Here is a 26,476-nt window from a genome sequence, read left to right as displayed (position 1 = left end):
CCAAAGGCCGGAAGTGTGACTGTCCCTCGATCTTCACCTGCATGTCAGTGATCCGTTCTCTCAACGGCCGCGGCCTCTTTCATGCCATCTCCTTTTCCGTGACGAAGCGGGTGGTGATCGTCGGGTAGACGCCGATATCCGGCAGCGCCCCGCCGCCAAGTTCCGGAATGTTGCGCATGTTCGAGGGATCACGATTGAAATAGGTGAAAGCGCCCTGCACGTGCTTCAGTTCGCCGATCGCCTTTTCCCTCAGAAGTTCGCGCACCTTCAGCCAGACCGGCGCGTAAGTCACCATGAAGGCTTCCGAAATCAGCACCTTGTTACGGTCCCGCGCGGCGATCAGGGTCTCGATCTCGCTGGCCTTCAGCGCGATCGGCTTTTCACAGAGCACATGCTTGCCGGCTTCTGCAGCTTTTATCGACCACTCCACGTGCTGGCTGGTCGGCAGCGGGATATAGACCGCATCGATCACGTCCGAGGCCAGCATTTCCTCGTAGGAGCCGAAGGCATGCGGCGCACCAAACCGGTCGGAGAGCGCCCGGGCCTTGGCGAGATCGCGGCTCGCGAAGGCCGTCACCACGCAATTTTCCGCATCCTGAATGGCCGGCACCACCAGTTCGCGGCCGATCTTGGCAGTCGACAGGATTCCGAAACGCAGCATGGCAACCTCCAATAAAGCACTGGCGCCGCACTTTATTGAGCAGGCCGGACCAGCGCAACGGATGCTGGATGCCCTGCTTGAAAAAGTGAATGTCCGCGCAAAATAAGGACTGGCCGTCGGCGGAACATCGGCTAATCTCAGGGCCTTTCTCACGCTATCCACTCACTTAAAAATTTGGAGGAAACCATGGAGTTGCGCGCACTCGGCCGGACCGGCCTTTCCATTTCGCCCGTCGTTTTCGGCGGCAACGTCTTCGGCTGGACCGCCGACGAAAAAACCTCCTTCGACATGCTCGATCGGTTTTTCGCTGCCGGCTTCAACACGATCGACACGGCAGACTCCTATAACCGCTGGGTGCCGGGCCATGTGGGCGGTGAATCCGAGACCATCATCGGCAACTGGCTGAAGCGTGGCGGGATTTCCCGCGACAGGGCCATCATCGTCACCAAGGTCGGCTCCGATATGGGGCAGGGCAAGAAAGACCTTTCCGCCAAATGGATCCTTGAGGAGGTCGACAATTCTCTCCGCCGCCTTCAGACCGACTATATCGACCTCTACCTCGCCCATTGGCCGGACGAGACCACGCCCTATGAAGAGACGCTTGGCGCCTTCGCGAAACTCAAGGAAGCCGGCAAGATCCGTGCGATCGGCTGCTCCAACCTCGACGCCAGGATGCTGCAGGATTCCTTCGACGCTGCGGAGAAAGCCGGCCTGCCGCGCTACGACGTGCTGCAGCCCCAGTACAATCTCTACGACCGCGGCAGTTTCGAAGGACCGCTTGCCGAGCTCTGCATCAGGGAAGAGATCGGCGTCATCAACTATTACGGCCTCGCTTCGGGCTTTCTGACGGGGAAGTATCGCGACACGGCCGACACGGAAGGCAAGGCGCGCGGCGCGCGGGCGCTGACCTATCTCAACGACAAAGGTCTTCGCATCCTCGCCGCCCTCGATGAAGTGGCCGTCGAGACCAACACGGAACCCGCTTCGATCGCGCTTGCCTGGCTTATCCAGCGGCCGGGCGTCACCGCGCCGATCGCCAGCGCCACCAGCGTCGAACAGCTGGAAGCGATAATCGCGGCCGGCAACCTGACGCTTTCCGACGATCAGATGAAAATGCTGAACGAGGCCGGCGCCTGATATTTTTCCGCGGGCATGGCAACGCGCCCGACATCCCGTTCGATCCTGAAGGAGGGTCCCATGAAAATGAGGAAGCTCGGAAGAGAATTAACCGTCTCCGCAATCGGTCTTGGCTGCATGGGCATGAGCCATGCTTATGGCGGCCAGGACGAGCAGGAGGCAATCAGGACACTGCATCGCGCCGTCGAACTCGGCGTCAACTTCTTCGATACGGCGGAGGTCTACGGACCGTTCAGGAACGAAGAACTGGTCGGCAAGGGCCTAAAGCCGTTCCGCGACAAGGTGGTGATCGCCACCAAGTTCGGCTTCAAGATCGACGCGAATGCATCGGATTCCCGTGCCATGTCCGGGCTCGACAGCCGTCCGGAACATGTCCGCGAAGTCGCCGAGGCCTCGCTGAAACGACTTGGCATTGACGTGATCGATCTTCTCTACCAGCACCGGGTCGATCCCGACGTGCCGATCGAAGACACGGTCGGCGCCATGGCGGAGCTCGTGAAGGAAGGCAAAGTGCGGGCGCTCGGGCTGTCCGAAGCGGGTGCAGAGGTCATCCGGCGGGCCCATGCGGTGCATCCGATCACGGCGCTGCAGAGCGAATATTCGCTCTGGACCCGCGATCCGGAAGGGGAAATCCTCGACACCTGCCGGGAGCTCAACATCGGCTTCGTGCCGTTCAGCCCGCTCGGCCGTGGTTTTTTGACCGGCAAGGTTCAGAAGCCGGAAGACTTCGGAGCCGACGACTTCCGCCGTACGCTGCCGCGTTTCAGCGCAGAAAACATGGCGGCCAACGCCTCCCTGGTGAAACTGCTGGAGGATATGGCAGCGGAAAAGGGCGTCACCGCCGCGCAGCTCGCACTCGCCTGGGTGCTCCACCAGGGAGATTTCATCGTGCCGATCCCCGGCGCCAGAAAAATCCCGCATCTGGAGCAGAATGTCGCCGCGACCCAGATCACGCTCTCGGCCGATGAGCTCAAGACCCTCGGCGACATGCTTTCGCCTGAAAAATTTTCCGGCGCCCGCTACGGGCAACGGGCAGCGTCCTGGACGAACCGGTGAATTGAATTTTTGTCCTGCATGTCATGGGTCAGGTGCAGCGTGTGACATGCAGGACAAATCCAGGGCCACTCTCAGCAGCATCCGCGCCTTAGGTCGATCTCCGCTGGACGATCCGAAACAGAGGCTTGTCGCCCACTTATCTTTTCAGCTCAGGAAAACCCCGATAGAACTCGGAATGGTCGCCTTCATTGTTAGCCATTCCGATCTTGGTCAGCACGCCGCGCGGCTCGGCGAAACTCCGGATGCGACGGGCCGGCTTTTCGTGCCACTGGATGTTCATCGCCCAGAGCTTCGGGAAGACCATGATCGACGCATAAGGCAGATGATCGTGGATCCACCATGCCATCCTTTGCCAGTCCCCCTCCCGGTCGTAATTGTCGATCAGCCACGGCACGACGACGCAGGCGGTCGCCCCCATGAAACCCTGCGCATCGCGCCGATCCCAGATGTGGTCGGCCGCGGTGTTGGCATTTGACGAGCAATTCAGGTTGTTCCGGTTGCCGAACTCGTTGACCTTGGGCGAACGATAGCCGGAGCGCAGATGCAGTCGCCCGAAAGTCGCCTGCAGCGGCTCCAGCAATTCCTCGCAGAGATGCCGGCCCGCCTCGATCGCCACGTCCGGATCCTCGGGAATGTTCGGAATGCCGTAGAAATTGGCGATCTCGGAAAACAGGAAATCACGGAAGAAGAAGTTCTTCGACAGCCGCACGCGGCCGAGTTCCTCCAGCCCCTTCATCGATCCCGGCGTGCGCATCATCCCCTCCAAACGAAAAGCCTGCCCCCGTGGAGGGACAGGCTATCTCTCAGAGGTGATTCACACCACCCGATTTAGGCACGGAGAACCCCGCCCGTGGTCTTCTCGACATTGGCGACGATCTTGGCGGTCAGCGCCTCGAAATCCTCGTCGGTGAGCGTCCGCTCGACCGGCTGGATCAGAACCTCGATCGCCACCGATTTCCTGCCTTCGCCGAGCGAGGCACCCTCGAAGACGTCGAAGACGTTGACGCCGGTGATCAGCTTGCGGTCGGCGCTCGATGCCGCCTTGACGATTGCACCCGCTTCCACTTCGCTTCCCACCACGAACGCGAAATCGCGCTTCACCGCCTGGAAGGGCGAAAGCTCCAGCGGCGGCTTGGTGCGGGTCGCCTTTTTCTTTGGCTCCGGCATCGCGTCGAGGAAGACCTCGAAGCCGCAAAGCGCGCCGGACACATCGAGCGCACCAAGCGTCTTCGGATGGAATTCACCGAAATAGCCGAGCACGACCTTCGGTCCCATCTTGATCGTGCCGGAACGGCCCGGATGATACCAACCCGGCGCGCCGGCCTCGATCTGAACATTGCTCATCGGCAGGCCACAGGCCTCGACGACAGCCAGCGCGTCCGACTTGGCGTCGAAGACGTCGACCGGCTTGCCGCCGCCCTTGGCATTGTTGGACCAGAGGCGGCCAGTCCCGTTGATCGAGGCCGTGCCACGACGAACGCCGCCCGCCACGCGACGCTGGCCTTCCGGCATATCGGTCTCATAGGTGCCGGAGACCTCAAAGATCGCGACATCGCCAAAACCCTTGTCGGCATTGCGCTGTGCGGCCGTCAGCAGGCCGGGCAGCAGCGAGGGCCGCATGTCGGACATGTCGGACGCGATCGGGTTTGCGAGTTTCAAGTCACGCTGCCCACCGCCGAAAAGCTTCGCCTGGTCTTCGGAAATGAAGGACCAGGTTACCGCTTCCAGCATGCCGCGGGATGCAAGCGCCCGTTTCGCGGTGCGGGTGCGCACCTGTAGCGTGGTCAGAATCCTGCCGTTGACGCTGGCGAGCCTGTCGATCGCCTCCGGCTTGATCTGGTCGACGCCATGGATGCGCATGACCTCTTCCACGAGATCGGCCTTGCCGTCGACATCCGGCCGCCAGGACGGCACCGTTACCGAGACGCGCTCGCCGGAACCTTCGACAGCGAAGCCGAGTCGGGTGAGGATCTGGCGGCTTTCCTCGGTCGAGACTTCCAACCCCGTCAGGCGCTTCACTTCCGAGAACGGGAAATCGACGATCTTCGGCTGATGACCTTTGTAACCAACGACTTTCGCTTCTGCTGCTGTGCCGCCGCAAAGCTCAAGCACCAGCTCGGTCGTCCGGTCGAGGCCGGGCACCATGTATTCCGGATCGACGCCGCGCTCGAAACGGTAGCGCGCATCGGTGATGATGCCGAGCGCGCGGCCGGATTTGGCGATGTTGATCGGGTCCCATAGTGCCGACTCGATCAGCACATCGACCGTGTTCTCGTCGCAGCCGGAATGCTCGCCGCCCATGATGCCGCCGATCGATTCCACGCCGGTTTCGTCGGCTATCACGACATTGTTCGGCGTAAGCCGATACTCACGCTGGTCGAGCGCCAAAACGGTCTCGCCTTCCAGTGCGCGGCGGACCGTCAGGCCGCCCGTCACCTTGGCCGCATCGAAAACGTGCATCGGCCGGCCCTGGTCGAACGTCATGTAATTGGTGATGTCGACCAGCGCGTTGATCGGACGAAGGCCGATCGCCTTCAGCCTCTGCTGCATCCAGGCCGGGCTCGGGCCGTTCTTCACGCCGCGCACGAGGCGCAGGCCGAAGCCGGGGCAGAGCCTGTCGTCATCGAGGATGATCTTGAGGCCGACCGAAGTCTCGCCCTCCGTCCTGAAGGCAGGTTTGGCATGCGGCTTCAGCGTGCCGAGGCCGGCTGCGGCGAGATCGCGCGCGATGCCGTGGATCGACGTGCAGTCGGGGCGGTTCGGCGTCAGGTTGATCTCGATGACCGGATCGTCGAGCCCCGCATAAGACGCGAAAGGTGTGCCCACCGGCGCGTCCGCCGGCAGGTCGATGATGCCGTCGTGATTGTCCGACATGTCGAGTTCCTTCTCGGAACACATCATGCCGTGGCTCTCGACGCCGCGGATATTGCCGACGGCGAGGGTCACGTCGATCCCCGGAACGTAAGTTCCCGGTTTTGCGAACGCGCCAATCAGGCCGGTGCGGGCGTTCGGCGCGCCGCAGACGACCTGCACCGGCTTACCGTCACCGGCATCGACCATCAGCACCTTGAGGCGATCCGCCTGCGGATGTTTTTCGGCGGAAATGACCCTTGCGATGACAAAAGGCTTGTAGGCCGCCTTGTCGTCGACATCCTCGACCTCGAGGCCGATCGCCGTCAGACGTTCGCAAATTTCGTCAAGCGTGGCATCCGTTTCCAGATGATCCTTCAGCCAGGAAAGCGTGAATTTCATTGGTCCAATCCTCCCTTATACGCTCAAACCGCCGAACAGCGTCGGCATGTCGAGCGGGCGGAAGCCGTAATGGTTCATCCAGCGGACGTCGGCGTTGAAGAAGTCGCGCAGGTCCGGCATGCCGTATTTCAGCATGGCGATGCGGTCGAGACCCATGCCCCAGGCAAAACCCTGGAACTCGTCGGGGTCGAGCCCGCCGGCCTTCAGCACGTTCGGATGCACCATGCCGCAGCCGAGGATTTCCATCCAGTCGTTACCCTCGCCGAACTTCACGATCGGACCGGAGCGGTCGCACTGGATGTCCACCTCGAAACTCGGCTCGGTAAACGGGAAGAAGGACGGACGGAAGCGCATCGTCACCGACGGTACTTCGAAGAAGGCCTTGCAGAACTCTTCCAATATCCAGCGCATGTGGCCGACATGCGACTTGCGGTCGACGACGAGACCCTCGACCTGGTGGAACATCGGCGAATGGGTCGCATCCGAGTCCTGCCGATACGTCTTGCCTGGGATGACGATGCGGATCGGCGGCTTCTCAGCCTCCATCGTGCGGATCTGCACCGGCGATGTATGCGTGCGCAGAACCTTGCGCTCGCCCTTTTCATCGGCCGAGAAGAAGAAGGTGTCGTGCATCTCGCGGGCCGGGTGACCTTCCGGGAAGTTCAACGCCGTGAAGTTGTAATAGTCCGTCTCGATATCCGGGCCTTCAGCGATCGAAAAGCCCATGTCGGCGAAGACGGCGGTGATCTCGTCGACGATCTGGCTGATCGGGTGGATACGGCCGCGCTCGGCAGGCGAGGAGCGCACCGGAAGGGTGATATCCACCGTTTCCGCCTTCAGCCGCGCCTCGATCGCCGCATCCTTCAAGACCGTCTTTCGGGTCGTGATCGCGTCGGTGATCTCGTTCTTCAGCGCGTTGATCGCGGCGCCGCGGCTCTGGCGCTCCTCCGGCGACATGGCGCCCAGTGTCTTCAGGAGTTCGGAGACCGAACCCTTCTTGCCAAGCGCTGCGACACGCACCGCCTCGATCGCGGCTTCGTCGCCGGCACCGGCGATTTCCGCCAGAAGCGAAGTTTTCAGGTTTTCCAGATCGGACATGGTTTCTTCCGTGTGATGGTCGGAGAGATCTATTCAGACGTCATAACGGGCAGTTTACGGGCATTTCAGTCGTTGCAGCGTCCTTTGCACCTCGCGGCCGACATACGGCGCTGCAATGAAAAACCCGCGCCGGCCCAAACCAGCGCGGGTTTCCCAAAATCAGTGAAGCTAATGAAGCCTGGGAAGCGCTGGTTAACGAACCGCGCTTTCAAACTCGTTGGCCGTACCGGCTTCCTTGAGATACTCGAGAGCCTTCTTGGAGGCTTCGACGAGTGCGCCGAAGGCGGCCGGCTCATGGATCGCCATGTCGGACAGAACCTTGCGGTCGACTTCGATGCCAGCCTTGTTGAGGCCGTCGATGAAACGGCCGTAGGTCAAGCCGAACTCGCGGACGGCAGCGTTGATGCGCTGAATCCACAGAGCGCGGAAATTCCGCTTCTTCACGCGCCGATCGCGCGTGGCCATCTGCCGGGAGCGATCGACGGCAGCCTTGGCTGCGCGGATCGTATTCTTGCGGCGGCCGTAGAAACCCTTGGCTGCTTTCAAAGTCTTGGTGTGTTTGGCGCGGGAAGTTACGCCCCGTTTTACGCGTGCCATGTCATGATCTCCTTAATGATCCAAAGCGACGAGGGTCTCAGAGACCGTTCGGCAGGTAGCTCTTGATAACCTTCTTGCCATCGGGTTCGGCAAGGATCATCGTTCCGCGCGCATCGCGGATGAACTTGTTGGACCGCTTGATCATGCCGTGGCGCTTGCCAGCGGCGGCTGCGACGACTTTGCCGGTCGCGGTGATCTTGAACCGCTTCTTGGCAGCCGATTTCGTCTTCATCTTGGGCATTTTGCTACTCCGTTTTTGTATCGAACCGGCGGACGAGGCCGGTTTCAAGCATTTGGAACGGCCACGGCATGCCCTGCCGGACCGTTCGGACGCGCGCTTATAACCGCAGTCGGTCAAAAGCGCAATGGGAAAGAAAGCGTGTCGAGAAACCGGCAGGAATGCCGGCGAAACCGCGGAATGCAGGAAGGTGCGGCGCTTATTTCGGCGCCAGCACCATCATCATCTGACGGCCTTCGAGCTTGGGCTCGGCTTCCACCTTGGCGATCTCCGTGGTGTCATCCTTCACCTGAAGCAGAAGCTTCATGCCGAGTTCCTGGTGGGCCATTTCGCGGCCGCGGAACTTCAGCGTCACCTTCACCTTGTCACCGTCCTCGAAGAACCGGTTCATCGCCTTCATCTTCACCTCATAATCATGGGTGTCGATGTTCGGGCGCATCTTGATTTCTTTGATTTCGACGATCTTCTGCTTCTTGCGGGCTTCGGCCGCCTTCTTCTGGTTCGCATATTTCAGCTTGCCGAGGTCGAGGATCTTGCACACCGGCGGATCGTTGTTCGGCGAGATCTCGACAAGATCAAGACCGGCTTCCTCTGCCATCCTGAGGGCTTGGTCGGTGGGAACCACACCGAGGTTCTGGCCTTCGGCATCGATAAGCTGGACCTTGGGAATGCGAATTTCCCTGTTGGCGCGCGGCCCCTCCTTGACGGGGGCATCGGCTTTGAATGGTCTGCGAATGGTCGTATTCTCCTGATTGTTTCGAAACGCAAGCAACGACTTTCACCTGACCCCGCCTGCGGCCGGGGCAATGTCGTGATCGCTCGCGCGAAGTCAATAGCACGTTGTCATGAAAAAATCACCTGCTGTCGCATGCTGCGAATTTGTTTTATACGCGCGGCAAAATGTGCAAGGAACCCGCCATGACAGAGGCCGCAGCCCACATCACCGAAAAGAGGATCACCGTAGGCGAAGGGCCGGCCGGCCGCGAGATTGCGATCCTCCACCGGGCTGCGCAGAAGAAGACCGGCCTCGCTTTCGTCTGGCTTGGCGGCTACCGGTCCGACATGTCCGGCACCAAGGCAGTGGAGCTCGACGCGCTGGCAGGCGAACTCGGGATCGCGGCCATCCGGTTCGACTATTCCGGCCACGGCATTTCCGGTGGGGCTTTCCGGGACGGCACCATTTCCCGCTGGCTCGAAGAGGCGCTGGCCGTCCTCGATGACATCAAGCCGAAGCGTGTCATCCTTGTCGGCTCCTCCATGGGCGGCTGGATCGCGCTGCGGCTAGCGCAGGAACTGAAGAGACGGAAAAAAGCGCCGAGGATCGACGGCATCCTGCTGATCGCGCCGGCGCCGGACTTCACCGCGGAGCTTATCGAGCCGAACCTGACGGATGAGGAGCGTCGGTCGCTTGCCGAACGCGGCTATTTCGAAGAACCTTCGGAATACAGCCCCGAGCCCAACATCTATACCCGCGACCTGATCGAGGACGGCCGCAGCAACCGCGTGCTGACCGGGATTATCGAAACCGGCTGTCCGGTCACCATCCTGCAGGGCATGAAGGATTGCGACGTGCCTTACCAGCACGCCCTGAAGCTCGTTGAATTCCTGCCGGCCGACGACGTCGTGCTGACCCTGGTCCGCGATGGCGACCACCGGCTTTCAAGGCCGCAGGACATCGAAAAATTGAGGACTGCGGCCTCAGCCCTAATTGTGCATGATTAAATTTTGGCCTGAGACAAAAAAGCAGCAGCCTTAACCATAATATCACGAGCCAAACATTAACAAATCTTCACCGATTGACTCTTGCGCCCGTCCAATCTTAACTTTTCGTTAGGAATTTTAGGGACGGGTCCATGATGAGAGCCTTGCAGGCACGGCTTGCCGTGATCCTAGTCAGCGTACTTGTACCAGTGAGCGCAGCAGTGCCGGCTCCAAGGTCGATGAATTCCATGGTTACAGGCGCAGTGACGTCCCAGCCGATCGGTCATTACGAATTCTGCCAGAAATATCAGTCTGAATGTTCGATCAGGGGCCGTTCGACTCCGGCTCCCAAGATCAGCGCCAAGGGCTGGGCTCTCGTTCGCCAGATCAACCGGTCCGTCAACGGCCGCTTCTTCGCCAAGACCGACAAGGAAATCTATGGTCGGGAAGAAGTGTGGGCCTACCCCACCAATTTCGCCGACTGCGAGGATTACGCGCTCGAGAAGCGTAAGGAATTGGCAGCTCGGGGCTTTGCCCTTTCCGATCTTCTTATGACTGTCGTCCGCAAACCCGACGGCGAAGGGCATGCAGTCCTGACGCTTCGCACCTCCGACGGCGACTTCATTCTCGACAACCTCGATAATGAGGTGAAGCCCTGGCATCAGACGCCTTACACGTTCCTGAAGCGCCAGGCATCCTTCAACACAGGCCGCTGGGTGACGATCGAAAACGGCCGCGACGTTCTTGTCGGCGCATTGCGCTGATCAACGGGTCAGCACGGGGACCCAGGGCCGCCTGCGATCATCTGATCGCAGGCGGTTTTGTTTAATGACCTGAAAGAGAAAAGTCTGCCGCATCGGCGACCGGCCCTTCGCTCCAGGTTCAGGGCGCTCGTCACTGCAATCGATTCACTGGATCGATTGCTCGGGCTTCGCCCGACCGTTCCTCACCCATTCCCGATCAATATACCGGCCGCCAGCACCAGCGAACCGCCAAAGACCACCTGGAAGACGGCGCGCAGAAATGGCGTTTCCATGTATCGGTTCTGGATGAAGGCGATCGCCCAGAGCTCGAAGAAGACGACAATCGCGGCCACGGTGGTGGCTGTCCAGAAATGCGGAATGAGATAGGGCAAGGCATGGCCGAGGCCGCCGATCGCCGTCATGATGCCGGAAGCAAGACCGCGCTTGACCGGCGAGCCGCGCCCGGAAATCTTCCCGTCGTCATGGGCCGCTTCCGTAAAGCCCATCGAGATGCCTGCACCGACTGAAGCCGAGAGACCGATCAGGAAGGTCGACCACGTATCTCCCGTGGCGAAGGCGGCCGCGAAGATCGGAGCGAGCGTCGAGACCGAGCCGTCCATCAGGCCCGCCAGACCCGGCTGGACATAGGTAAGGATGAACTGGCGCCGCGCGGTTTGATCCTCTTCCGACTTCACGTCTTCCGGCACATGCTTCTCGCTCAGCATGCGGGCAATATCCTCATGTCCCTCCTCTGCAAGCGCGAGATCGCCCAGCAGCTTGCGGGTCGAGGCGTCGGAAACGCGCTTGGTCGCCTCCCTGTAGAATCGCGCTGCCTGCTGCTCCATGGCCTCGGTCTCGGCCCGCACCGTCTCAAGCGGCAGGTTCTTCCTGAGCCAGTCGGGCTTGCGCTCGTAAAAGCCGCGCACATGCTCCCGACGGATCAGCGGGATGCGTTCGCCGAAGCGGGAGCGGAACATCTCGATCAGCATGTTCCTATGGGTCTGCTCGACATCCGCCATATCCTCGAAGACTTTCGCGGAGGATGGATACTGCTCCCGCAAACTGTCGGCATAAGCCAGGTAGATGCGGGAGTCTTCCTCTTCCGAGGCGATGGCGAGAGCGAGAATTTCCTCCTCGCTCAGAGAATCAAACGATCGCTTGGATGCGGGCAAAAGGCGGCCTAACATGAAAACCTCTTATTAGAATTGTTCTAAACTAAGCCTTGGACGGAAAACTTCAAGGGACTTTTTGCCGCGCGGGAATTTGGCGCCAGTCTTAATTTGTAAAAGCAATTTTTGAAAAGGATCGCTGCGCCTCGGCGTAATCTTCCGGATTTTTTGCTTGCTGTTCCCGAAACGAAAGGATTAAGAGCTGCCCGCGCGGGCGAAAATCCGGGCACCTCCCAAAAGTCAAGAAGGCCTTATTCCCATGAACCGCAGACATTTCTTCCGGCAGGCAGCGACCGCCGGCGTGGGCGCCGCTGCCGCGACCGCGCTTACCGCTCCCCTGGCCGCACCGGCCATCGCCCAGGAAAATCCGAAGCTCTCCTGGAGGATGACCTCCTCCTTCACCAAGAATACCGATATCCTTTTCACCGCCTCGACGGAGATTGCGGAAAGCGTGAAGGAAGCCTCCGACGGCAACTTCACCATCGAAACCTATGCTGCGGGTGAGATCGTCCCCGGCTTGCAGGCGGCCGACGCGGTTGCGGCCGGAACCGTCGAGATGGCGCATAGCTGCTGCTACTATTACATCGGCAAGGACCCGACTTTCGCGCTCGGCACGGCCGTGCCCTTCGGCCTCAACGCGCGGCAGACCAATGCCTGGTTCTCCGTCGGCGGCGGCAACGAGCTGATCAACGAATTCCTCGCCGGCTACAATCTCTATGCATTGCCGGCCGGCAATACCGGCGCGCAAATGGGCGGCTGGTTCCGCAAGGAGATCAATACGATCGATGACCTGAAGGGCCTGAAGATGCGTATCGCCGGGCTTGCCGGCCAGGTCATGCAGAAGGTCGGAGTCACGCCGCAGCAGATCGCCGGCGGCGACGTCTACGCCGCTCTCGAAAAGGGCACGATCGACGCTACCGAATTCGTCGGCCCCTATGACGACCGGAAACTCGGCTTCGTGAAGGTCGCGAAATATTACTATTATCCGGCCTGGTGGGAAGGCGGCCCGGCCGTGCATGCCTTCTTCAACCTGGAAAAGTTCAAGGCACTGCCGAAAAGCTACCAGCGCATGCTGAAGGATGCCTGCGCCAATGCCAATACCAACATGCTCGCCCGCTACGACGCTCATAACGCCAAGGCGCTCAAGCAGCTCGTTGCAGAAGGCGCGGTCCTGAAGCCCTTCAGCCAGGAAATCCTCGAAGCGAGCTATAAGGCGGCGCAGGACGTCTATGCGGAAATCACCGCCAAGAACCCGACTTTCAAGAAGATCTACGACAGCCAGCAGGAATTCAAGAAGGACGGCTACCTGTGGAACCAGATCGCCGAATATACCTACGACACCTACATGATGGTCCAGCAGCGCAAGGGCACGCTCTAATCATCGCGTTCATTTGAAAGAGCAAAATCCCGGGGCGATCCTCCGGGATTTTGCTTGCCGTTCCCGAAAAGAAAGGATTATGAGCGATATCATACCCTTTCAGCGCGTATCTTTCCGAAGTCGAGGAGAACTTCCATGAACCGCAGACATTTCTTGCGACAGGCCGCGACAACAGGCGCCGGGGCCGCGACAGCGCTTGCCGCCCCCCTGGCCGCACCGGCCATCGCCCAAGAAAACCCGAGCATCACCTGGCGGCTGACCTCCTCCTTCCCGAAGAGCCTCGACATCATCTTCGGCGCCGCCAACGAGATCGCCGAAAGTGTCAAGAACGCCACGGACGGCAAATTCACGATCCAGATCTTCGCCGCCGGCGAGATCGTGCCCGGCCTTCAGGCAGCGGACGCCGTCGCCAATGGCACGGTCGAAATGGCGCATACCTGTTCCTACTACTATATCGGACAGGACCCGGCCTTCGCGCTCGGCACCGCCATTCCTTTCGGCCTCAACGCCCGCATGACGAATGCCTGGTTCACGGCGGGCGGCGGTAACGACCTGATCAACGAATTCCTGGCACCGCGCAATCTCTATGCGCTGCCGGCCGGCAACAGCGGCACGCAGATGGGCGGCTGGTTCCGCAAGGAGATCAACACGATCGATGATCTGAAGGGCCTGAAGATGCGCATCGCCGGGCTGGCCGGCCAGGTCATGCAGAAGGTCGGCGTCACGCCACAGCAGATCGCTGCGGGCGACGTCTATACGGCGCTTGAAAAGGGCACGATCGACGCTACCGAATTCGTCGGCCCCTATGATGATCAGAAGCTCGGCTTCGCGAAGGTTGCGAAATATTATTACTATCCGGCCTGGTGGGAAGGCGGCCCTGCCATGCATGCCTTCTTCAATCTGGAAAAGTTCAACGCCCTGCCGAAGAGCTACCAGCAGATCTTGGCGAATGCCTGCGCATCGGCCAACATGAGCATGCTCGCCAATTACGACGCGCATAACGCCAGGGCGCTCAAGCAGCTCGTCGCCGAAGGTGCGATCCTGAAGCCCTTCAGCCGCGAGATCATGGATGTCTGCTTCAAGGCAGCAATGGAAACCTATGCCGAGCTCTCGGCCAGGAGCCCGGCGTTCAAGAAGCTCTACGACAGCCAGCAGGCTTTCAAGAAGGACGCCTATCTCTGGGCCCAGGTCGCGGAATATTCCTACGACACCTTCATGATGACGCAGCAGCGCAACGGCACGCTCTGACCGCCATCCCTCGCGCGGGAAGCCCGGAGAATTCCGGGCTTTCTGACCCGACGCCGATCCGTCCGGCCGTGTGTGAAAGCCTCTTCGTCTCTACGGACGAGAGAATTTGGCTTTCAATAATACGGTTCAAAATCAAACCCTTGGGCGAGAAATTCCTGCTCTCGTCCCGGCACTGAGAGAATTAAATCGATCATTGAGCATTGATTATCCGGGGATAAGGCATATATTGCTGACATCGAAAATTGCTTGCGACCTTTGTCAACGAGCTTTACGCTCTGTCAGATTTCCTCTCAAATATCGATCAAAGCGGGCGAAATACTGTCCGATAACTCTAGCGATTGAAAGGAAATCGTTATGAATACTGGCACCGTAAAGTGGTTCAACAGCACCAAGGGTTTTGGCTTCATTCAGCCTGATGACGGCGCGACAGACGTTTTTGTCCATGTTTCCGCTGTCGAACGCGCTGGCATGTCCTCGCTGGCAGAAGGTCAGAAGATCTCCTACGAGATCGTTCGCGACCGCAAGTCCGGCAAGAGCTCGGCCGACAATCTGCGGGCTGCATAAGGATGTCATTCGCCTCGGCTGACCACGGATGTACTGGCAGCTAGCGCTTGAATGACGGGAAGAGGTCGGGGTTACGCCCGGCCTTTTTGTTTTTGTCCGGCTTCCCGGCCGGGCTCAAGGAGAAAAAGATGAGCCCGAACATCTATGCCGTCAACGATCTCGTCGTCTTGAAGGCGGGGTTAACGCGGACGGCCACGGGCGACCGCACATGCCGGATCGTTGGACTTTTACCGGCGGCTGATCGCGGAGAGCATCAATATCGCGTGCGCTTCGACAACGAGAACTTCGAACGGCGTATCGTTGCGAGTGATATCGACCTATCAGCGACCGCAACGTCAGCTGCAAAAGGCGAGACCGCACCGACAGGATCCGGCGAGCCGTGGCTCAAGCCATCGCGCATCCGCATCGGAAAGTAAGTTTCAACCCCTTGATTGAAGACGGGTTTACCCGCAATGGAAAGGATATAGTTTGCAGGTTCTTGTTAGAGACAACAATGTCGATCAGGCACTTCGGGTGCTCAAGAAGAAGATGCAGCGCGAAGGCGTCTTCCGTGAAATGAAGGCGCGTAGCGCTTACGAGAAACCTTCCGAAAAGCGCGCCCGTGAAAAGGCCGAGGCTATCCGGCGTTACCGCAAGCTCGCCCGCAAGAAGGCTCAGCGCGAAGGTCTGCTGCCGGCGCCAAAGAAGGTCGTGCGTACGCGTTGATATCTGTCGGACCGCCCGGACTTTCTCCACAGGCCCAGACTTTCTCAACAGGAAGGAGGATCTCATGACCGCAACCAAAGACGAATTCTTCAATCCCACCAAGCTTTCCGCGCGTGACAAGGCCGCAGCCACCGACCATACGGCCCGCGCCATCATTGCCGCGGAAACATCGCAACGGGAAAAGAAAACCGAAAAGCTCAAGCAGCTTCGACTTCAGCGCGAAGCCGACCAACCGCCGCAAGCGCCCCCGAAGAGCCGCAAGAGACCGGCTGATCATTGAGATCCGCAAAAGCCCGGGACTCCCGGGCTTTTCCTATTTCGCGATAGGGCGCCGCAGCGGCTCATGCCGGCTGGAGCTTCTCCTCTTGCCGGCCCGGCAGTGGCGGGAAGGCGAGTGCGATCAGGACCGCGCCGAGACCCACCAGCGCCGAACCGAAGAACAGCCAGTTGTAATTGTTGAACTGGTCGAAGGCCCAGCCGCCGGCCAGCGGACCGAAAGCCATGCCGATACTTGACAGCATGGTTGCGCCGCCAAGAACGGTACCCAGGATCCGAGGCGCGAAATATTCGCCCGCCAGAACCGCATAGAGCGGCATGACGCCGCCATAGGTGCCGCCGAAGATCACCGCGAGCATGTAGAATTGGGTGAGGTCAGCGGCCATCGTATAGGCGGCGATCACCGCAGCCTGGATCATCAGCCCCCCGATCAGCACCGGCTTGACGCCGAATTTATCCGCCATCACCCCGAACAGCACGCGGCCGCCAAGACCTGCCGCCCCTTCGACGCTGTAGATCGTCACCGCCGCCATCGGCGCAACGCCGCAGAACATGGCATAGCTCACCATGTGGAAGATCGGGCCGGAATGGGCCGCACAGCAAGCGAAGAAGGTGAAGGCCAGCACCAGGAACTGCGGCGAACGCAGAATTTTTGAAAGCGGGATGCCCGACCCTTCCGCTCCGGTTTCCGCATGTGCGCCGGCCGCGGCCGCGGCCGCCGGCGGATTGCGCACCAGCAGTGCCGCCGGCAGAAGCAGCACCCATGCACCGACGCCGATCAGGAACATGGCCATCCGCCAGTCGTCATAATAGGTGATCAGCCAACGGGCGAAGGGCGAAATCGTCATCGGCGCGACACCCATCCCGGCGGAGACAAGCGAGACGGCAAGGCTGCGATGCTTGTCGAACCAAGACATCGTGAGCGCGATCATCGGCGCAAAGAAGGCGCTCGCGGACAGGCCCACGAGGCAGCCGTAGATGACCTGGAAAAGGAAAAGATTCTGCACCTGGCTTGTCAGCACAAGCGCCAGCCCGAGCAAGGCCGCGCCGATCAACACGACGATACGAGCCCCGTAGCGATCGCTCGCCGTACCCCAAAGAAAGCCGCCAAGCCCCATCACGATGAAATTCAGCGTCATCGCGCTGGAAATGCCGGCATGCGACCAACCGGTGTCGGTCGCGATCGGCTGCAGAAAGATGGCGAGCGAAAACATCGTGCCGACGGCGACGCACCCCATAAGCGCCCCCGCAGCGACAATCACCCAGCGATAGTTGGTCATCATGCCCTACTCCCATTTGCCATAGGTCCCGAGATCCGGATGCGCGGCGCGCTCTCCGCAGCGTCATCCCGAACCAAGGACGCACGGCCTCGCCCTTTCCCGACAGGCTTCCCGATTTTTTTTCAAAACCGGATTTGCCGACGATACAACAAAAGCCCCGCACGCGGCGGGGCTTCTGAAACTTCTTCTTTGCCGTGACGTCAGGCGCCCGTATTCGGGCGGGCCTTGCCGACATTGTGATTGGTCGAAGCGGTCTTGCCGTCCGGCTGCTGGCCATAATAGGTGCCGCCGAGATGACCGCCGCCGCTGGTGTTCTCCACCTGCTGCTCAGCGCGTTTCACGGCTTCCTTCACGTCACTCTTGCTCATGTCTGTCCTCCAGCTTTTTACGTTGGTGACAGAGGCTGAACCCCTCCGCGACGGATATGTTCCGCTTTTCACCCGGCCCAGTCCTCTTGACGAAACTCAATTCGACATCTATTTGGGAACAATCATTTCCAAATTAAGACGACAAATCATGGATAGCACCATTTCGGACATCGCCGTACGCTTACCCGGCCGCCCGCGCGAATTCGAGATCGACGAGGCCCTGGACAAGGCGATCATCGTCTTTTCGGAGCGCGGCTATCATGCGGCTTCGATTTCCGAACTGAAGGATGCCATGGGTCTTGCCGCCGGCAGTCTCTACAAGGCGTTCAAGGACAAGAAGGCGATCTTCCTGGCTGCTTTCGACCGCTACAAACAGGTGCGCAATGCGCTTCTGGATGAGGAACTTGCCGACGGTGAAAGCGGCCGTGACAGGGTTTTCCGCCTGCTGCGCTTTTATGCCGAAGCCTCGCATGGCGAAAGCGGCCGGCGTGGTTGTCTTGTCGTCGGCACGGCCATTGAGCTTGCCGTCTACGACAAGGAAGCCGCCGAGCGGGTCGACCGGTCGATGCAACGCAGCGAAGCTCTTCTCAATGCCCTGATCCGCGAAGGGCATGCGGATGGCTCGATCCCGCAGACGGTCGATCCGGATACGACGGCACGCCTCATGCTTTCCGTTACCCAGGGCCTGCGGGTACTCGGCAAAACCGGACCAGACCGTGATCGCGCTTTTTCCGTGATCGAGGCGGCCATGAAACTTCTCGATTGATTTTCTAACCCGATCCTTTCTCCCAAGGAGCTTTTCGTGACAAGCAATTCCGCCACCATGGCCGCACCGGCCATTTCACGCGCGATGTCCGCCGGCATGACCTTCGTCATGGCCGCGGCCTGCGGCCTGATCGCCGCCAATCTTTATTACGCCCAGCCGCTCGCCGGTCCGATCGCCGCCTCGATCGGGCTTCCTGCGCATGCGACAGGCCTTATCGTGACGCTCACCCAGATCGGCTATGGCCTTGGCCTGCTGCTGATCGTGCCGCTCGGCGACCTTCTCGAAAACCGCCGGCTGATCGTGACGATGGTCGGCGCCGCGGCGATCGCGCTTCTCGCGGCAGGGTTCTCCACCGCTGTCCTCCCCTTCCTCGCCGCTTCGCTGGCGATCGGGCTTGCCTCCACCGCAGTGCAGATGATCGTGCCCTTCGCGGCCAATCTGGCGCCGGACGCCCATCGCGGCCGGGTGGTCGGAAACGTCATGAGCGGGCTGATGGTCGGTATCATGATGGCCCGGCCGGTTTCGAGCTTCATTGCCCGGTTTTCCTCCTGGCACCTCGTCTTCTTTCTGTCGGCCGCGGTCATGATCGTGCTCGGCTTCGTGCTCGCAACGCGCCTGCCCAAGCGCGTGCCCCAGACGAAGCTGTCGTATTTCAGCCTGTTGGCATCGATGGGCCGGCTCTACGCGACCCAGCCGGTGCTGCGCCGCCGCGCCTTCTATCAGGCCTGTCAGTTCGCCGCCTTCAGCCTGTTCTGGACGGTGACGCCGCTGGTTCTGGCCGGTCCCGCCTTCCAGCTCACCCAGGCCGGCATCGCCCTCTTCGCGCTTGCCGGTGTCGCCGGCGCCATCGCCTCACCAATCGCGGGACGCCTGGCAGACCGTGACCTCGGAAAGCCCGCCACGCTCTTCGGCATTCTCGCCGTGGCGGCTGCCTTCGCGATGACCCATATTGCACCGGAAGGCTCCGTCGTCGCACTGACGCTCCTGACACTCGCGGCGATCCTGCTCGATTTCGGCGTCACCATGACGCTGGTCATCGGCCAGCGGGCGATCTACGGGCTTGGGGCCGAACTCCGCAGCCGCCTGAACGGCCTCTTCATGGCAACCTTCTTCTGCGGCGGCGCGATCGGTTCAGCGGTTGGCGCCTGGGCCTTCGCCGAGGGCGGCTGGATGCTCGCCTCCATGATCGGCCTTGCGCTTCCCGTCATCGCCTCGCTCTATTTCATGACGGAAAGGCGGCCTCAGCCGGTGCCGGCGGAATAGGGGGCGACACGCAGGAATAACGAGCCTGATCACGTTCGAGGGCGTCCTCGAACGTGATCGAGGTCGAGAAAACCTCGCGTCCCATCGAAGGTCAGTCATCGCTTTTCCAACCACAAGAGGTTCCCATGCGACTGACCAGACTTCTTCTTGCCTTTTGCCTTTGCACCAGCGCTACGCCGCTTCTTGCCGCCGATCCTGTCGGCGTCCGCAAGATCAGCGTCGTCTCGCAGGACAATCTCCGTCCGCTGGCCGTGACGGTCTGGTATCCGGCCGCGGCCGCAGGAGCGCAGAGTGCAACCGCTCAAGACCGCATTTTCGAGATTCCATCCGCTTCCAAAGATGCGGAAATCCGCAAGGGTCGCTTCCCGCTCGTCCTCCTTTCCCATGGTTCCGGCTCAAGGGCCGAAGGCATGGGCTGGATAGCAGCCAAGCTCGCCGAGGCGGGTTTCATCGTCGCCGGCCCCAACCATCCCGGCACCACAAGCGGCGATTCCACCCCGGCGGCGACGCCCAAGATCTGGGAGCGCACAGGGGATATCTCCGCCGTCATCACCGCGCTCTCTGGCGATCCCCGGTGGATAGCGTCGATCGACCCGGCTCGCATCGGCGTGCTCGGCTTCTCGCTCGGCGGCACCACGGTGCTGGAACTTGCCGGGGCACGCGCCGATCTTTCCGGCTATATCCGCTACTGCGCGGAGCATCCGGACATGATGGACTGCCGATGGTTTGCCGGCGGCCGCGGCTATGCCGGCGGAGAGCAGGTCGCCGTCGAGCCTTTGGATCTCAGGACTATCGACAAGACCCGCTTCGAACAGTCAAACCGCGACGCTCGCATCACTTCCGTGGTCGCGGTCGATCCGGGTCTCGCGACGGTCTTCACGCCGGAGAGCCTGAGGAACATCGACATACCGCTCACCGTCATCAACCTCGGCAGCATCGGCAAAATTCCCGTCGCGGTGCTTGCGGACAAGCTGGAGAAACAGGTCCCCAATGCTTCCTATGCACAGGTCGACAATTCCGACCATTTCAGCTTCCTGCCCGTCTGCAAACAGGGTGCCGCGGAGTTCCTGAAATCGGTCGGAGAGCTGGACCCGATCTGCGATGATGCCGGACGACCGCGCATCGACATTCATGAGGAACTCGTCGGCCTCGTCACGAGCGCCTTCGAACGCACCCTCAAAGCCAGCCACTAATTTGCCGAATGCCTCATAGGGGCCGGCCATCGGCCCCTATTTCGCCGGTTCGGGAATGCCTGAAAGCACCGAGCCGTCGCTCGCACGGCTCGTCAGATGTCTGAATTCTCCGTTCCTGAACTCGAAGAAATGCGCGCCCTTGGGGCTTTCCTCGTTGAGCACTCCGGAGAAAACAATCAACCGGCTGTCCTTCCTGAAATAGAAGGGCTCGCCCTCGCCCCAGCAGCAGACGGAATAGGGAAGCCAGGCGACAGCGCCCGTGCGCGCATCGATGACGGCTCCGCCCAGACACTCCGCCCCGCAGCCCCACGTGGCAAGGATATAGTGACCGGCGAAATTGACCGGCTGCTTCATTCCTTCCAGGAGCCGGGTCGCAAACTCTCGGTCATCCTGCGTCGCAAGCCTCAGCGGCGCGCTCGGCCCCTCATAGACTTTTTCGGCAAACTGCGTGAACTTCGGCACCTCGTCGGCCGCCGAGGTGGCGACAAGTCCGAAGCAGGCGAAGGCAATTCCTCCAAGCCAATGAAAACTGCGCGTCATGTTGCCGATACCTCTTGGCCATAGATAGCCGCACGTTTAGTGCTACAGCAATTCCCTATCAGTCCCAGAACCGGATCATTTGCGCAATGAAAGTCTTGATGGTCGATGTCGACGGCGTGCTTGTGAACGGCAGACCGGCCGACGGCCTTCCGTTTGCGACCGATCTCGAGCGCGACCTTGGACTTCCGCTCGCCCCCCTCCAGCGGGAATTCTTCAAACCCTACTGGCCGGACATCGTCACCGGCCGCGAGCCGATCGAACCGCGCCTGACGGCCGTGCTGGCGAATATCGCGCCGCATATCGAAACGGAAACCTTGCTTGGCTACTGGTTCGCGAACGATTCCAGGCTGGACAGACGCCTGCTGGAAGATCTCGCCGAACTTCGAAAGGGCGGCGTGGCGCTCTACCTCGCCACCAACCAGGAACACCGCCGCGCGGCATGGCTGATGAGCGAACTCGGCCTTGCCACGCATTTCGACGACATCTTCTACTCTGCCAAGTTCGGCCACAGGAAGCCGGACCAGGATTTCTTCCGGCTGGCAACCGCTAAGGCAGGCGTTGAGCCTCACGAGATCATGTTCATCGACGATGCGGCGGAGAATATCGAAGGCGCCCGCCAGTTCGGCTGGAATGCCGCGCACTGGACGCCCGGCATGATGCTTGAAAACGCACTCAGCGTGCTTCACCCCACCCGCTTATAAAACAGCGTCGTGCCGCAGAAGCCGCCCTCGGGCCACATCGCGTAATCGGGGATGACGCCGACGCGTTCCCAGCCGAAACGCGGATAGATCTTTTCCGCATCGCTGCCGGTTGCCGTATCGAGCACCAGGAGCGTACGGCCCCGGCGGGCGGCTTCCGCTTCCACGACGTCCATCAGCCTGCGCGACAGGCCAAGCCCGCGCGCCGAGCGATGCACCAGAAGCTTCATCAGATCGCCGCGATGCGGCTGGTTGGGTTTCGACGCCAGCCCCACCTGCACCGTTCCGACCACTTTGCCTTCCACCTCAGCGACCGCAAGAATGATACCGCCCTTTTCCACCGCACCGGCGATTTCCTGCCAATAGGTCTCTCCGTCCTTCGGCGCGAAGGGCAGCATGAAACCTACAGATGCGCCGCCATGGATGCAGTCGGCCAGGACTTCGCAGAGGTCAGGAATGGCGGCGCGGGCTTCTTCGGTGTCTATGATACGGATCGTTGTCATTTCGGTTCTTTCGGTTGAGAACTACCGGCCGCGGTCGAGGATCACCGCGTAGCGGGCGAGCTTGTCGGACGGGTTATGAAAGTCGAAGGCGTCGCCGAGGTCCATGTAGAGGCAGTCGCCCGGATAAAGCGTATGAACGGTCTCGCCGATGATCATTTCCAGCACGCCCTCGAACAGCCAGACGTGCTGGGTCATCACCCGGCTTTCCTCGCGCGGCGGAAAACTGACGCGTGCATGGGCTGGAAAGTCCACCTCGACGATGTCCACCCGGCTCGGCATTCCCTGCGGCGAGACGGAACGGCGCAGATAGCCCGTATGCGGATCGCGCCAGAGCTTCTGATCGCCGTAGCGGCTGAGCGGCGAGGTGGCCGGCTGGTCGTCGGCGAAGAAGGCGGAAAGCGACAGGCCGAGCGCCTCCGAGAGCCTGGCGAGCAACGCCGCCGTGGGGCTTGCCTCGGCCCGCTCGATGCGGGAGATCATCGCCCGGCTCACTCCTGAGCGTTGTGCAAGTTCATCCAGCGTCAGCCCGGCGCTCGCCCTCAGGTTTTTGAGGCGCTCACTGATTGCGCTGTCTATCCTGTCAACCATCTGCTCCATGATCTGAGAATCGCATTCTCTTATGATGGAATCAAGCGGCATCAGGGTGGACAGTCGAAATTTGTGAAGCGATGGCGTTTCCACGATAGCTCCCGTCATCGTCAATCGGCTATGGAGCAGCACAGGGTCACTGAGTCGGCTGCACCGCAACCGGCGCCCTGCTCCGCCGGAGAATCGAGATGCACGGCCAGACATTGGAGGTCGCTTCGCCCTTTTCGATCGCCAGCATCGTCGTTTCGATGACGATCGCGGCGGTCGGCAGCGGCGTCATGTTCGCCTACGTCCCCTTCATGCTGACGCATTCGGCCACGCCATGGGCGGCGGGTGCAGCGGTCACCGCGGTCGCCTTCGGCGGCCTTGTCGGCTGCGTGGTCGGCGGGCCGCTCATCAAGCGTGTCGGTCATGCGCGCCTCTTCGCCTGCTCGATGGCCATGGTCGTCATCGCGGCCGTGCTGATTGCCGCGGATCTCCCCGCCTATGTCTGGATCCTTGCCCGCGGCCTCTACGGCGCGGCCGCCAACGTCAACTTCATCATCGCCCAGAGCTGGCTGAACCATGCCGCCTCCAATGCATGGCGTGGCAAGGCCATGTCCTTTTTCTACATGGCCTATGTCTTGGGCCTCGGCTGCGGCGCATGGCTTTTCGGCCGCATTCCGACCGACGGCAACCTCGCGCCGCTTGCCGTCATTTTCTTCACCGCGCTCGCCATCCTGCCGATCGGACTCACCCGCCTGCCGAACCCGCCGCCGCCGGCAAGCGTCAGCGTCAACATTCCGATGGCCTGGCGCATCTCGCCGGTCGGTCTCGTCGGCGTGCTGGCGTCGGGCGGGCTTTCCATGGTGGTGCAGGGTTTCACGCCGATCTATGCCGCCACCAGCCAGGTTTCCCAGGCAAATGTCGCGCTCTTGATGTTCGTCATGCAGACGGGGCTGCTCTTCGTGCAATATCCGCTCGGCGTGCTTTCCGATCGCATCGACCGCCGCTTTGTGCTGCTCATCACCTGCGGGCTCATCGTTGCGGCCGGCGTTGCGGCGCTCTTCGTCTCGTTCGCGACGATCGTCATCCTGATGATCGTTTTCCTCGTCTTCGGCGGCGCGGTCGAAACGGTCTATTCGGTCGCCAATGCGCATGCCAACGACCGCGCCGATCCCGGCGATTTCGTGCCTCTCTCCTCGACGCTGCTCGTCGCCTGGTCGACGGCCGCCACGATCGTCCCGCTCGGCGTCACGCTTCTGACGCCGGTCTTCGGCCAGCATACCTTCATCTATGCGGTCATGCTGGTGGCGGTCGCCTATGCGATCTACATCCTGTGGCGGCTCACGGAGCGCAAGGCGGTGCCGACCGATGAGCGCGAGAACATCGGCATCCGCAGCGCCCAGGTGCCGAATGCAACCGTTCTCACCGATCCGGACACCGGCAAGCCCCAATAGCCCCGCAAAACCGGGCCTTATCCTCAACGAATGGTTATCTTTCCGCTTTGCGGCAGGGATTCGCACTGCTATATGCGCGAGCCATGAGCACCAATTCGTCCCGCACGCCCCTAGACCACATCCGCAACTTCTCGATCGTGGCGCATATCGACCATGGCAAGTCGACGCTCGCCGACCGGCTGATCCAGTCGACCGGCGGTCTGGCGGAGCGCGAGATGTCGGAACAGGTGCTGGACTCGATGGATATCGAGCGCGAGCGCGGCATCACCATCAAGGCCCAGACCGTGCGCCTGCACTACAAGGCACAGAACGGCGAGACCTATATCCTGAACCTCATCGACACGCCCGGCCACGTGGACTTCGCCTACGAAGTCTCGCGCTCGCTGTCGGCCTGCGAAGGTTCGCTGCTCGTCGTCGATGCCTCTCAGGGCGTAGAAGCCCAGACGCTCGCCAACGTCTACCAGGCGATCGACAACAACCACGAGCTCGTCACCGTCCTCAACAAGATCGACCTGCCGGCCGCCGAGCCGGAGCGCATCAAGGAGCAGATCGAGGAAGTCATCGGCATCGATGCTTCCGACGCCGTGCTGATCTCCGCGAAAACGGGCCTCGGCATTCCGGACGTGCTCGAAGCGATCGTCCACAAGCTGCCGCCGCCCAAGAGCCCGGAAGGCGAAAAGGGTCCGCTGAAGGCGCTGCTGGTCGATAGCTGGTACGATACCTATCTCGGCGTCATGGTTCTGGTGCGCATCATCGACGGCGTGCTGACCAAGGGTCAGCAGATCCGCATGATGGGCACCGACGCCAAGTACACCGTGGAACGCGTCGGTGTGCTCACCCCGAAAATGGTCAATGTCGATAGCCTCGGCCCCGGCGAGATCGGCTTCATCACCGCCTCGATCAAGGAAGTGGCCGATACCCGCGTCGGCGACACGATCACCGAAGACAAGCGTCCGACCGCGCATGCGCTTCCCGGCTTCAAACCGGCCCAGCCGGTGGTCTTTTGCGGCCTCTTCCCCGTGGATGCAGCCGACTTCGAGGATCTGCGCGCCGCCATGGGCAAGCTCCGCCTCAACGACGCCTCCTTCTCCTTCGAGATGGAAAGCTCGGCCGCCCTCGGCTTCGGCTTCCGCTGCGGCTTCTTGGGCCTGCTCCACCTCGAAATCATCCAGGAGCGGCTGGAGCGCGAGTTCAACCTCGATCTCGTCGCGACCGCCCCTTCCGTCGTCTACCAGATGACGCTGACCGACGGCACCGAGAAGGAACTGCACAACCCGGCCGACATGCCGGACGTGGTCAAGATCGACGAGATCCGCGAGCCGTGGATCAAGGCGACGATCATGACGCCGGACGAATATCTGGGCTCCATCCTGAAGCTCTGCCAGGACCGCCGCGGCATCCAGACCGAACTCACCTATGTGGGCAGCCGCGCGATGATCACCTACGAACTGCCGCTCAACGAAGTGGTGTTCGATTTCTACGACCGGCTGAAGTCGATCTCGAAGGGCTACGCCTCCTTCGACTACACGATCATGGACTACCGGGCCGGCGACCTCGTGAAGATGTCGATCCTGGTCAACGGCGATCCGGTCGACGCGCTGTCGATGCTCGTCCACCGCTCCGCCGCCGACCGGCGCGGCCGCGGCATGGTGGAGAAGCTGAAGGAGCTCATCCCGCCGCATATGTTCCAGATCCCGATCCAGGCGGCGATCGGCGGCAAGGTGATCGCCCGCGAAACTGTCAGGGCGCTGCGCAAGGACGTGACCGCCAAGTGCTACGGCGGCGACGCCACCCGCAAGCGCAAGCTTCTGGAAAAGCAGAAGGAAGGCAAAAAGCGCATGCGCCAGTTCGGCAAGGTGGAGATCCCGCAGGAAGCGTTCATCGCCGCGCTGAAGATGGGGGATGAGTAGTCATCAATATGGATGCGCAGCGTCAGTAGCTGGCATCTTGTTCACTGGGGCTACGTAGTCACCAACAATAGTTGCCGCATCCTCGACCTCTCTTGGGCACCGGCG

28 protein-coding genes and 1 pseudogene are annotated in these 26,476 nt (G+C 61.1%); 16 read left to right on the top strand and 13 right to left on the bottom strand.

Features of this window, described 5'->3' with window-relative positions:
- Positions 1-88 precede the first annotated feature (88 nt).
- Positions 89-661 (bottom strand): annotated as a pseudogene (locus J2046_RS31175) (Gfo/Idh/MocA family protein); the annotation flags it as partial.
- Between the two features lie 186 nt (positions 662-847).
- Here J2046_RS31175 and J2046_RS31170 point away from each other — a divergent pair.
- Positions 848-1,798, top strand: coding sequence for an aldo/keto reductase (locus J2046_RS31170; protein ID WP_210058467.1), 951 nt, complete (start codon positions 848-850; stop codon positions 1,796-1,798).
- A gap of 60 nt (positions 1,799-1,858) precedes the next feature.
- The gene (locus J2046_RS31165) at positions 1,859-2,854 is read left to right on the top strand and encodes an aldo/keto reductase (RefSeq protein WP_210058465.1); all 996 of its coding nucleotides are present in this window, start codon (positions 1,859-1,861) and stop codon (positions 2,852-2,854) included.
- Between the two features lie 136 nt (positions 2,855-2,990).
- Here the strand turns inward: J2046_RS31165 and J2046_RS31160 are convergent, their stop codons facing one another.
- The 6 genes from J2046_RS31160 to infC form a co-directional block, all read right to left on the bottom strand.
- On the bottom strand, positions 2,991-3,608 hold the full coding sequence (locus tag J2046_RS31160) for a hypothetical protein (RefSeq protein ID WP_210058463.1): 618 nt from the start codon (positions 3,606-3,608) through the stop codon (positions 2,991-2,993).
- A gap of 74 nt (positions 3,609-3,682) precedes the next feature.
- Positions 3,683-6,106 carry a phenylalanine--tRNA ligase subunit beta gene (pheT, locus tag J2046_RS31155; RefSeq protein ID WP_210058461.1) on the bottom strand — a complete coding sequence of 808 codons (2,424 nt, stop codon included), beginning with the start codon at positions 6,104-6,106 and terminating at the stop codon, positions 3,683-3,685.
- A 15-nt stretch (positions 6,107-6,121) separates the two neighbouring features.
- Positions 6,122-7,204: a phenylalanine--tRNA ligase subunit alpha gene (gene pheS / locus J2046_RS31150; RefSeq protein WP_210058459.1), complete on the bottom strand. Its 1,083-nt coding sequence runs from the start codon at positions 7,202-7,204 to the stop codon at positions 6,122-6,124.
- A 192-nt stretch (positions 7,205-7,396) separates the two neighbouring features.
- Positions 7,397-7,801, bottom strand: coding sequence for a 50S ribosomal protein L20 (gene rplT, locus J2046_RS31145; protein WP_037159486.1), 405 nt, complete (start codon positions 7,799-7,801; stop codon positions 7,397-7,399).
- 37 nt (positions 7,802-7,838) lie between these two features.
- The gene (gene rpmI / locus J2046_RS31140; RefSeq protein WP_037159489.1) at positions 7,839-8,042 is read right to left on the bottom strand and encodes a 50S ribosomal protein L35; all 204 of its coding nucleotides are present in this window, start codon (positions 8,040-8,042) and stop codon (positions 7,839-7,841) included.
- 196 nt (positions 8,043-8,238) lie between these two features.
- Positions 8,239-8,775, bottom strand: coding sequence for a translation initiation factor IF-3 (infC, locus tag J2046_RS31135; RefSeq protein WP_210058480.1), 537 nt, complete (start codon positions 8,773-8,775; stop codon positions 8,239-8,241).
- A gap of 182 nt (positions 8,776-8,957) precedes the next feature.
- Here infC and J2046_RS31130 point away from each other — a divergent pair, with 182 nt between their 5' ends.
- Together J2046_RS31130 and J2046_RS31125 are read left to right on the top strand one after the other, a co-directional pair.
- Entirely contained in the window at positions 8,958-9,761 is an 804-nt protein-coding gene (locus J2046_RS31130; RefSeq protein ID WP_210058457.1) for an alpha/beta hydrolase, read from the top strand.
- Between the two features lie 218 nt (positions 9,762-9,979).
- Positions 9,980-10,504, top strand: a complete 525-nt coding sequence (locus J2046_RS31125) for a transglutaminase-like cysteine peptidase (protein WP_411828574.1) — start codon at positions 9,980-9,982, stop codon at positions 10,502-10,504.
- 182 nt (positions 10,505-10,686) lie between these two features.
- On the opposite strand, the gene mbfA is transcribed toward J2046_RS31125, so the two are convergent.
- Positions 10,687-11,670, bottom strand: coding sequence for an iron exporter MbfA (gene mbfA / locus J2046_RS31120; RefSeq protein WP_210058452.1), 984 nt, complete (start codon positions 11,668-11,670; stop codon positions 10,687-10,689).
- Positions 11,671-11,911: 241 nt separating this feature from the next.
- Between mbfA and J2046_RS31115 the strand changes: the two genes are divergently transcribed.
- The 6 genes from J2046_RS31115 (at position 11,912) to J2046_RS31090 (ending at position 15,827) form a co-directional block, all read left to right on the top strand.
- Positions 11,912-13,030, top strand: coding sequence for a TRAP transporter substrate-binding protein (locus J2046_RS31115; RefSeq protein WP_210058450.1), 1,119 nt, complete (start codon positions 11,912-11,914; stop codon positions 13,028-13,030).
- A gap of 135 nt (positions 13,031-13,165) precedes the next feature.
- Positions 13,166-14,278: a TRAP transporter substrate-binding protein gene (locus tag J2046_RS31110; protein ID WP_210058448.1), complete on the top strand. Its 1,113-nt coding sequence runs from the start codon at positions 13,166-13,168 to the stop codon at positions 14,276-14,278.
- Between the two features lie 354 nt (positions 14,279-14,632).
- On the top strand, positions 14,633-14,842 hold the full coding sequence (locus J2046_RS31105; protein WP_037159504.1) for a cold-shock protein: 210 nt from the start codon (positions 14,633-14,635) through the stop codon (positions 14,840-14,842).
- Positions 14,843-14,970: 128 nt separating this feature from the next.
- On the top strand, positions 14,971-15,258 hold the full coding sequence (locus J2046_RS31100; RefSeq protein ID WP_210058446.1) for a cold-shock protein: 288 nt from the start codon (positions 14,971-14,973) through the stop codon (positions 15,256-15,258).
- Between the two features lie 52 nt (positions 15,259-15,310).
- Positions 15,311-15,547, top strand: a complete 237-nt coding sequence (rpsU, locus tag J2046_RS31095; RefSeq protein ID WP_037159507.1) for a 30S ribosomal protein S21 — start codon at positions 15,311-15,313, stop codon at positions 15,545-15,547.
- Between the two features lie 64 nt (positions 15,548-15,611).
- Entirely contained in the window at positions 15,612-15,827 is a 216-nt protein-coding gene (locus J2046_RS31090) for a hypothetical protein (RefSeq protein WP_210058444.1), read from the top strand.
- Positions 15,828-15,888: 61 nt separating this feature from the next.
- On the opposite strand, the gene J2046_RS31085 is transcribed toward J2046_RS31090, so the two are convergent.
- Together J2046_RS31085 and J2046_RS31080 are read right to left on the bottom strand one after the other, a co-directional pair.
- Positions 15,889-17,106, bottom strand: coding sequence for an MFS transporter (locus tag J2046_RS31085; RefSeq protein ID WP_210058442.1), 1,218 nt, complete (start codon positions 17,104-17,106; stop codon positions 15,889-15,891).
- Between the two features lie 197 nt (positions 17,107-17,303).
- The gene (locus J2046_RS31080; RefSeq protein ID WP_200884026.1) at positions 17,304-17,471 is read right to left on the bottom strand and encodes a hypothetical protein; all 168 of its coding nucleotides are present in this window, start codon (positions 17,469-17,471) and stop codon (positions 17,304-17,306) included.
- 148 nt (positions 17,472-17,619) lie between these two features.
- Here J2046_RS31080 and J2046_RS31075 point away from each other — a divergent pair, with 148 nt between their 5' ends.
- The 3 genes from J2046_RS31075 (at position 17,620) to J2046_RS31065 (ending at position 20,693) form a co-directional block, all read left to right on the top strand.
- The gene (locus J2046_RS31075; protein ID WP_210058440.1) at positions 17,620-18,237 is read left to right on the top strand and encodes a TetR/AcrR family transcriptional regulator; all 618 of its coding nucleotides are present in this window, start codon (positions 17,620-17,622) and stop codon (positions 18,235-18,237) included.
- A 57-nt stretch (positions 18,238-18,294) separates the two neighbouring features.
- Positions 18,295-19,500, top strand: coding sequence for an MFS transporter (locus J2046_RS31070; RefSeq protein ID WP_210058478.1), 1,206 nt, complete (start codon positions 18,295-18,297; stop codon positions 19,498-19,500).
- Positions 19,501-19,625: 125 nt separating this feature from the next.
- A complete protein-coding gene (locus J2046_RS31065) occupies positions 19,626-20,693 on the top strand; it encodes an alpha/beta hydrolase family protein (protein WP_210058438.1) in 1,068 nt (355 codons plus the stop codon).
- A gap of 36 nt (positions 20,694-20,729) precedes the next feature.
- Here J2046_RS31065 and J2046_RS31060 read toward each other — a convergent pair whose 3' ends face one another.
- The gene (locus tag J2046_RS31060; protein ID WP_210058436.1) at positions 20,730-21,233 is read right to left on the bottom strand and encodes a hypothetical protein; all 504 of its coding nucleotides are present in this window, start codon (positions 21,231-21,233) and stop codon (positions 20,730-20,732) included.
- Positions 21,234-21,319: 86 nt separating this feature from the next.
- Between J2046_RS31060 and J2046_RS31055 the strand changes: the two genes are divergently transcribed.
- Positions 21,320-21,934, top strand: coding sequence for an HAD family hydrolase (locus tag J2046_RS31055; protein WP_210058434.1), 615 nt, complete (start codon positions 21,320-21,322; stop codon positions 21,932-21,934).
- Here J2046_RS31055 and J2046_RS31050 read toward each other — a convergent pair.
- Entirely contained in the window at positions 21,916-22,434 is a 519-nt protein-coding gene (locus J2046_RS31050) for a GNAT family N-acetyltransferase (protein ID WP_210058432.1), read from the bottom strand. The two genes, J2046_RS31055 and J2046_RS31050, sit on opposite strands and share 19 nt — an antisense overlap.
- Positions 22,435-22,455: 21 nt before the next feature.
- On the bottom strand, positions 22,456-23,022 hold the full coding sequence (locus J2046_RS31045; RefSeq protein WP_210058476.1) for a helix-turn-helix domain-containing protein: 567 nt from the start codon (positions 23,020-23,022) through the stop codon (positions 22,456-22,458).
- 188 nt (positions 23,023-23,210) lie between these two features.
- Here J2046_RS31045 and J2046_RS31040 point away from each other — a divergent pair, with 188 nt between their 5' ends.
- The gene (locus J2046_RS31040; protein WP_210058430.1) at positions 23,211-24,461 is read left to right on the top strand and encodes an MFS transporter; all 1,251 of its coding nucleotides are present in this window, start codon (positions 23,211-23,213) and stop codon (positions 24,459-24,461) included.
- Positions 24,462-24,544: 83 nt separating this feature from the next.
- Complete coding sequence (lepA, locus tag J2046_RS31035) at positions 24,545-26,371, top strand: translation elongation factor 4 (RefSeq protein ID WP_210058428.1); 1,827 nt, start codon at positions 24,545-24,547, stop codon at positions 26,369-26,371.
- Positions 26,372-26,476: the final 105 nt, after the last annotated feature.

Source organism: Neorhizobium petrolearium (assembly GCF_017873175.1).
GTDB classification, from domain to species: Bacteria; Pseudomonadota; Alphaproteobacteria; order Rhizobiales; family Rhizobiaceae; genus Neorhizobium; species Neorhizobium petrolearium.
This window is presented reverse-complemented; position numbering and strand designations above follow the sequence as displayed.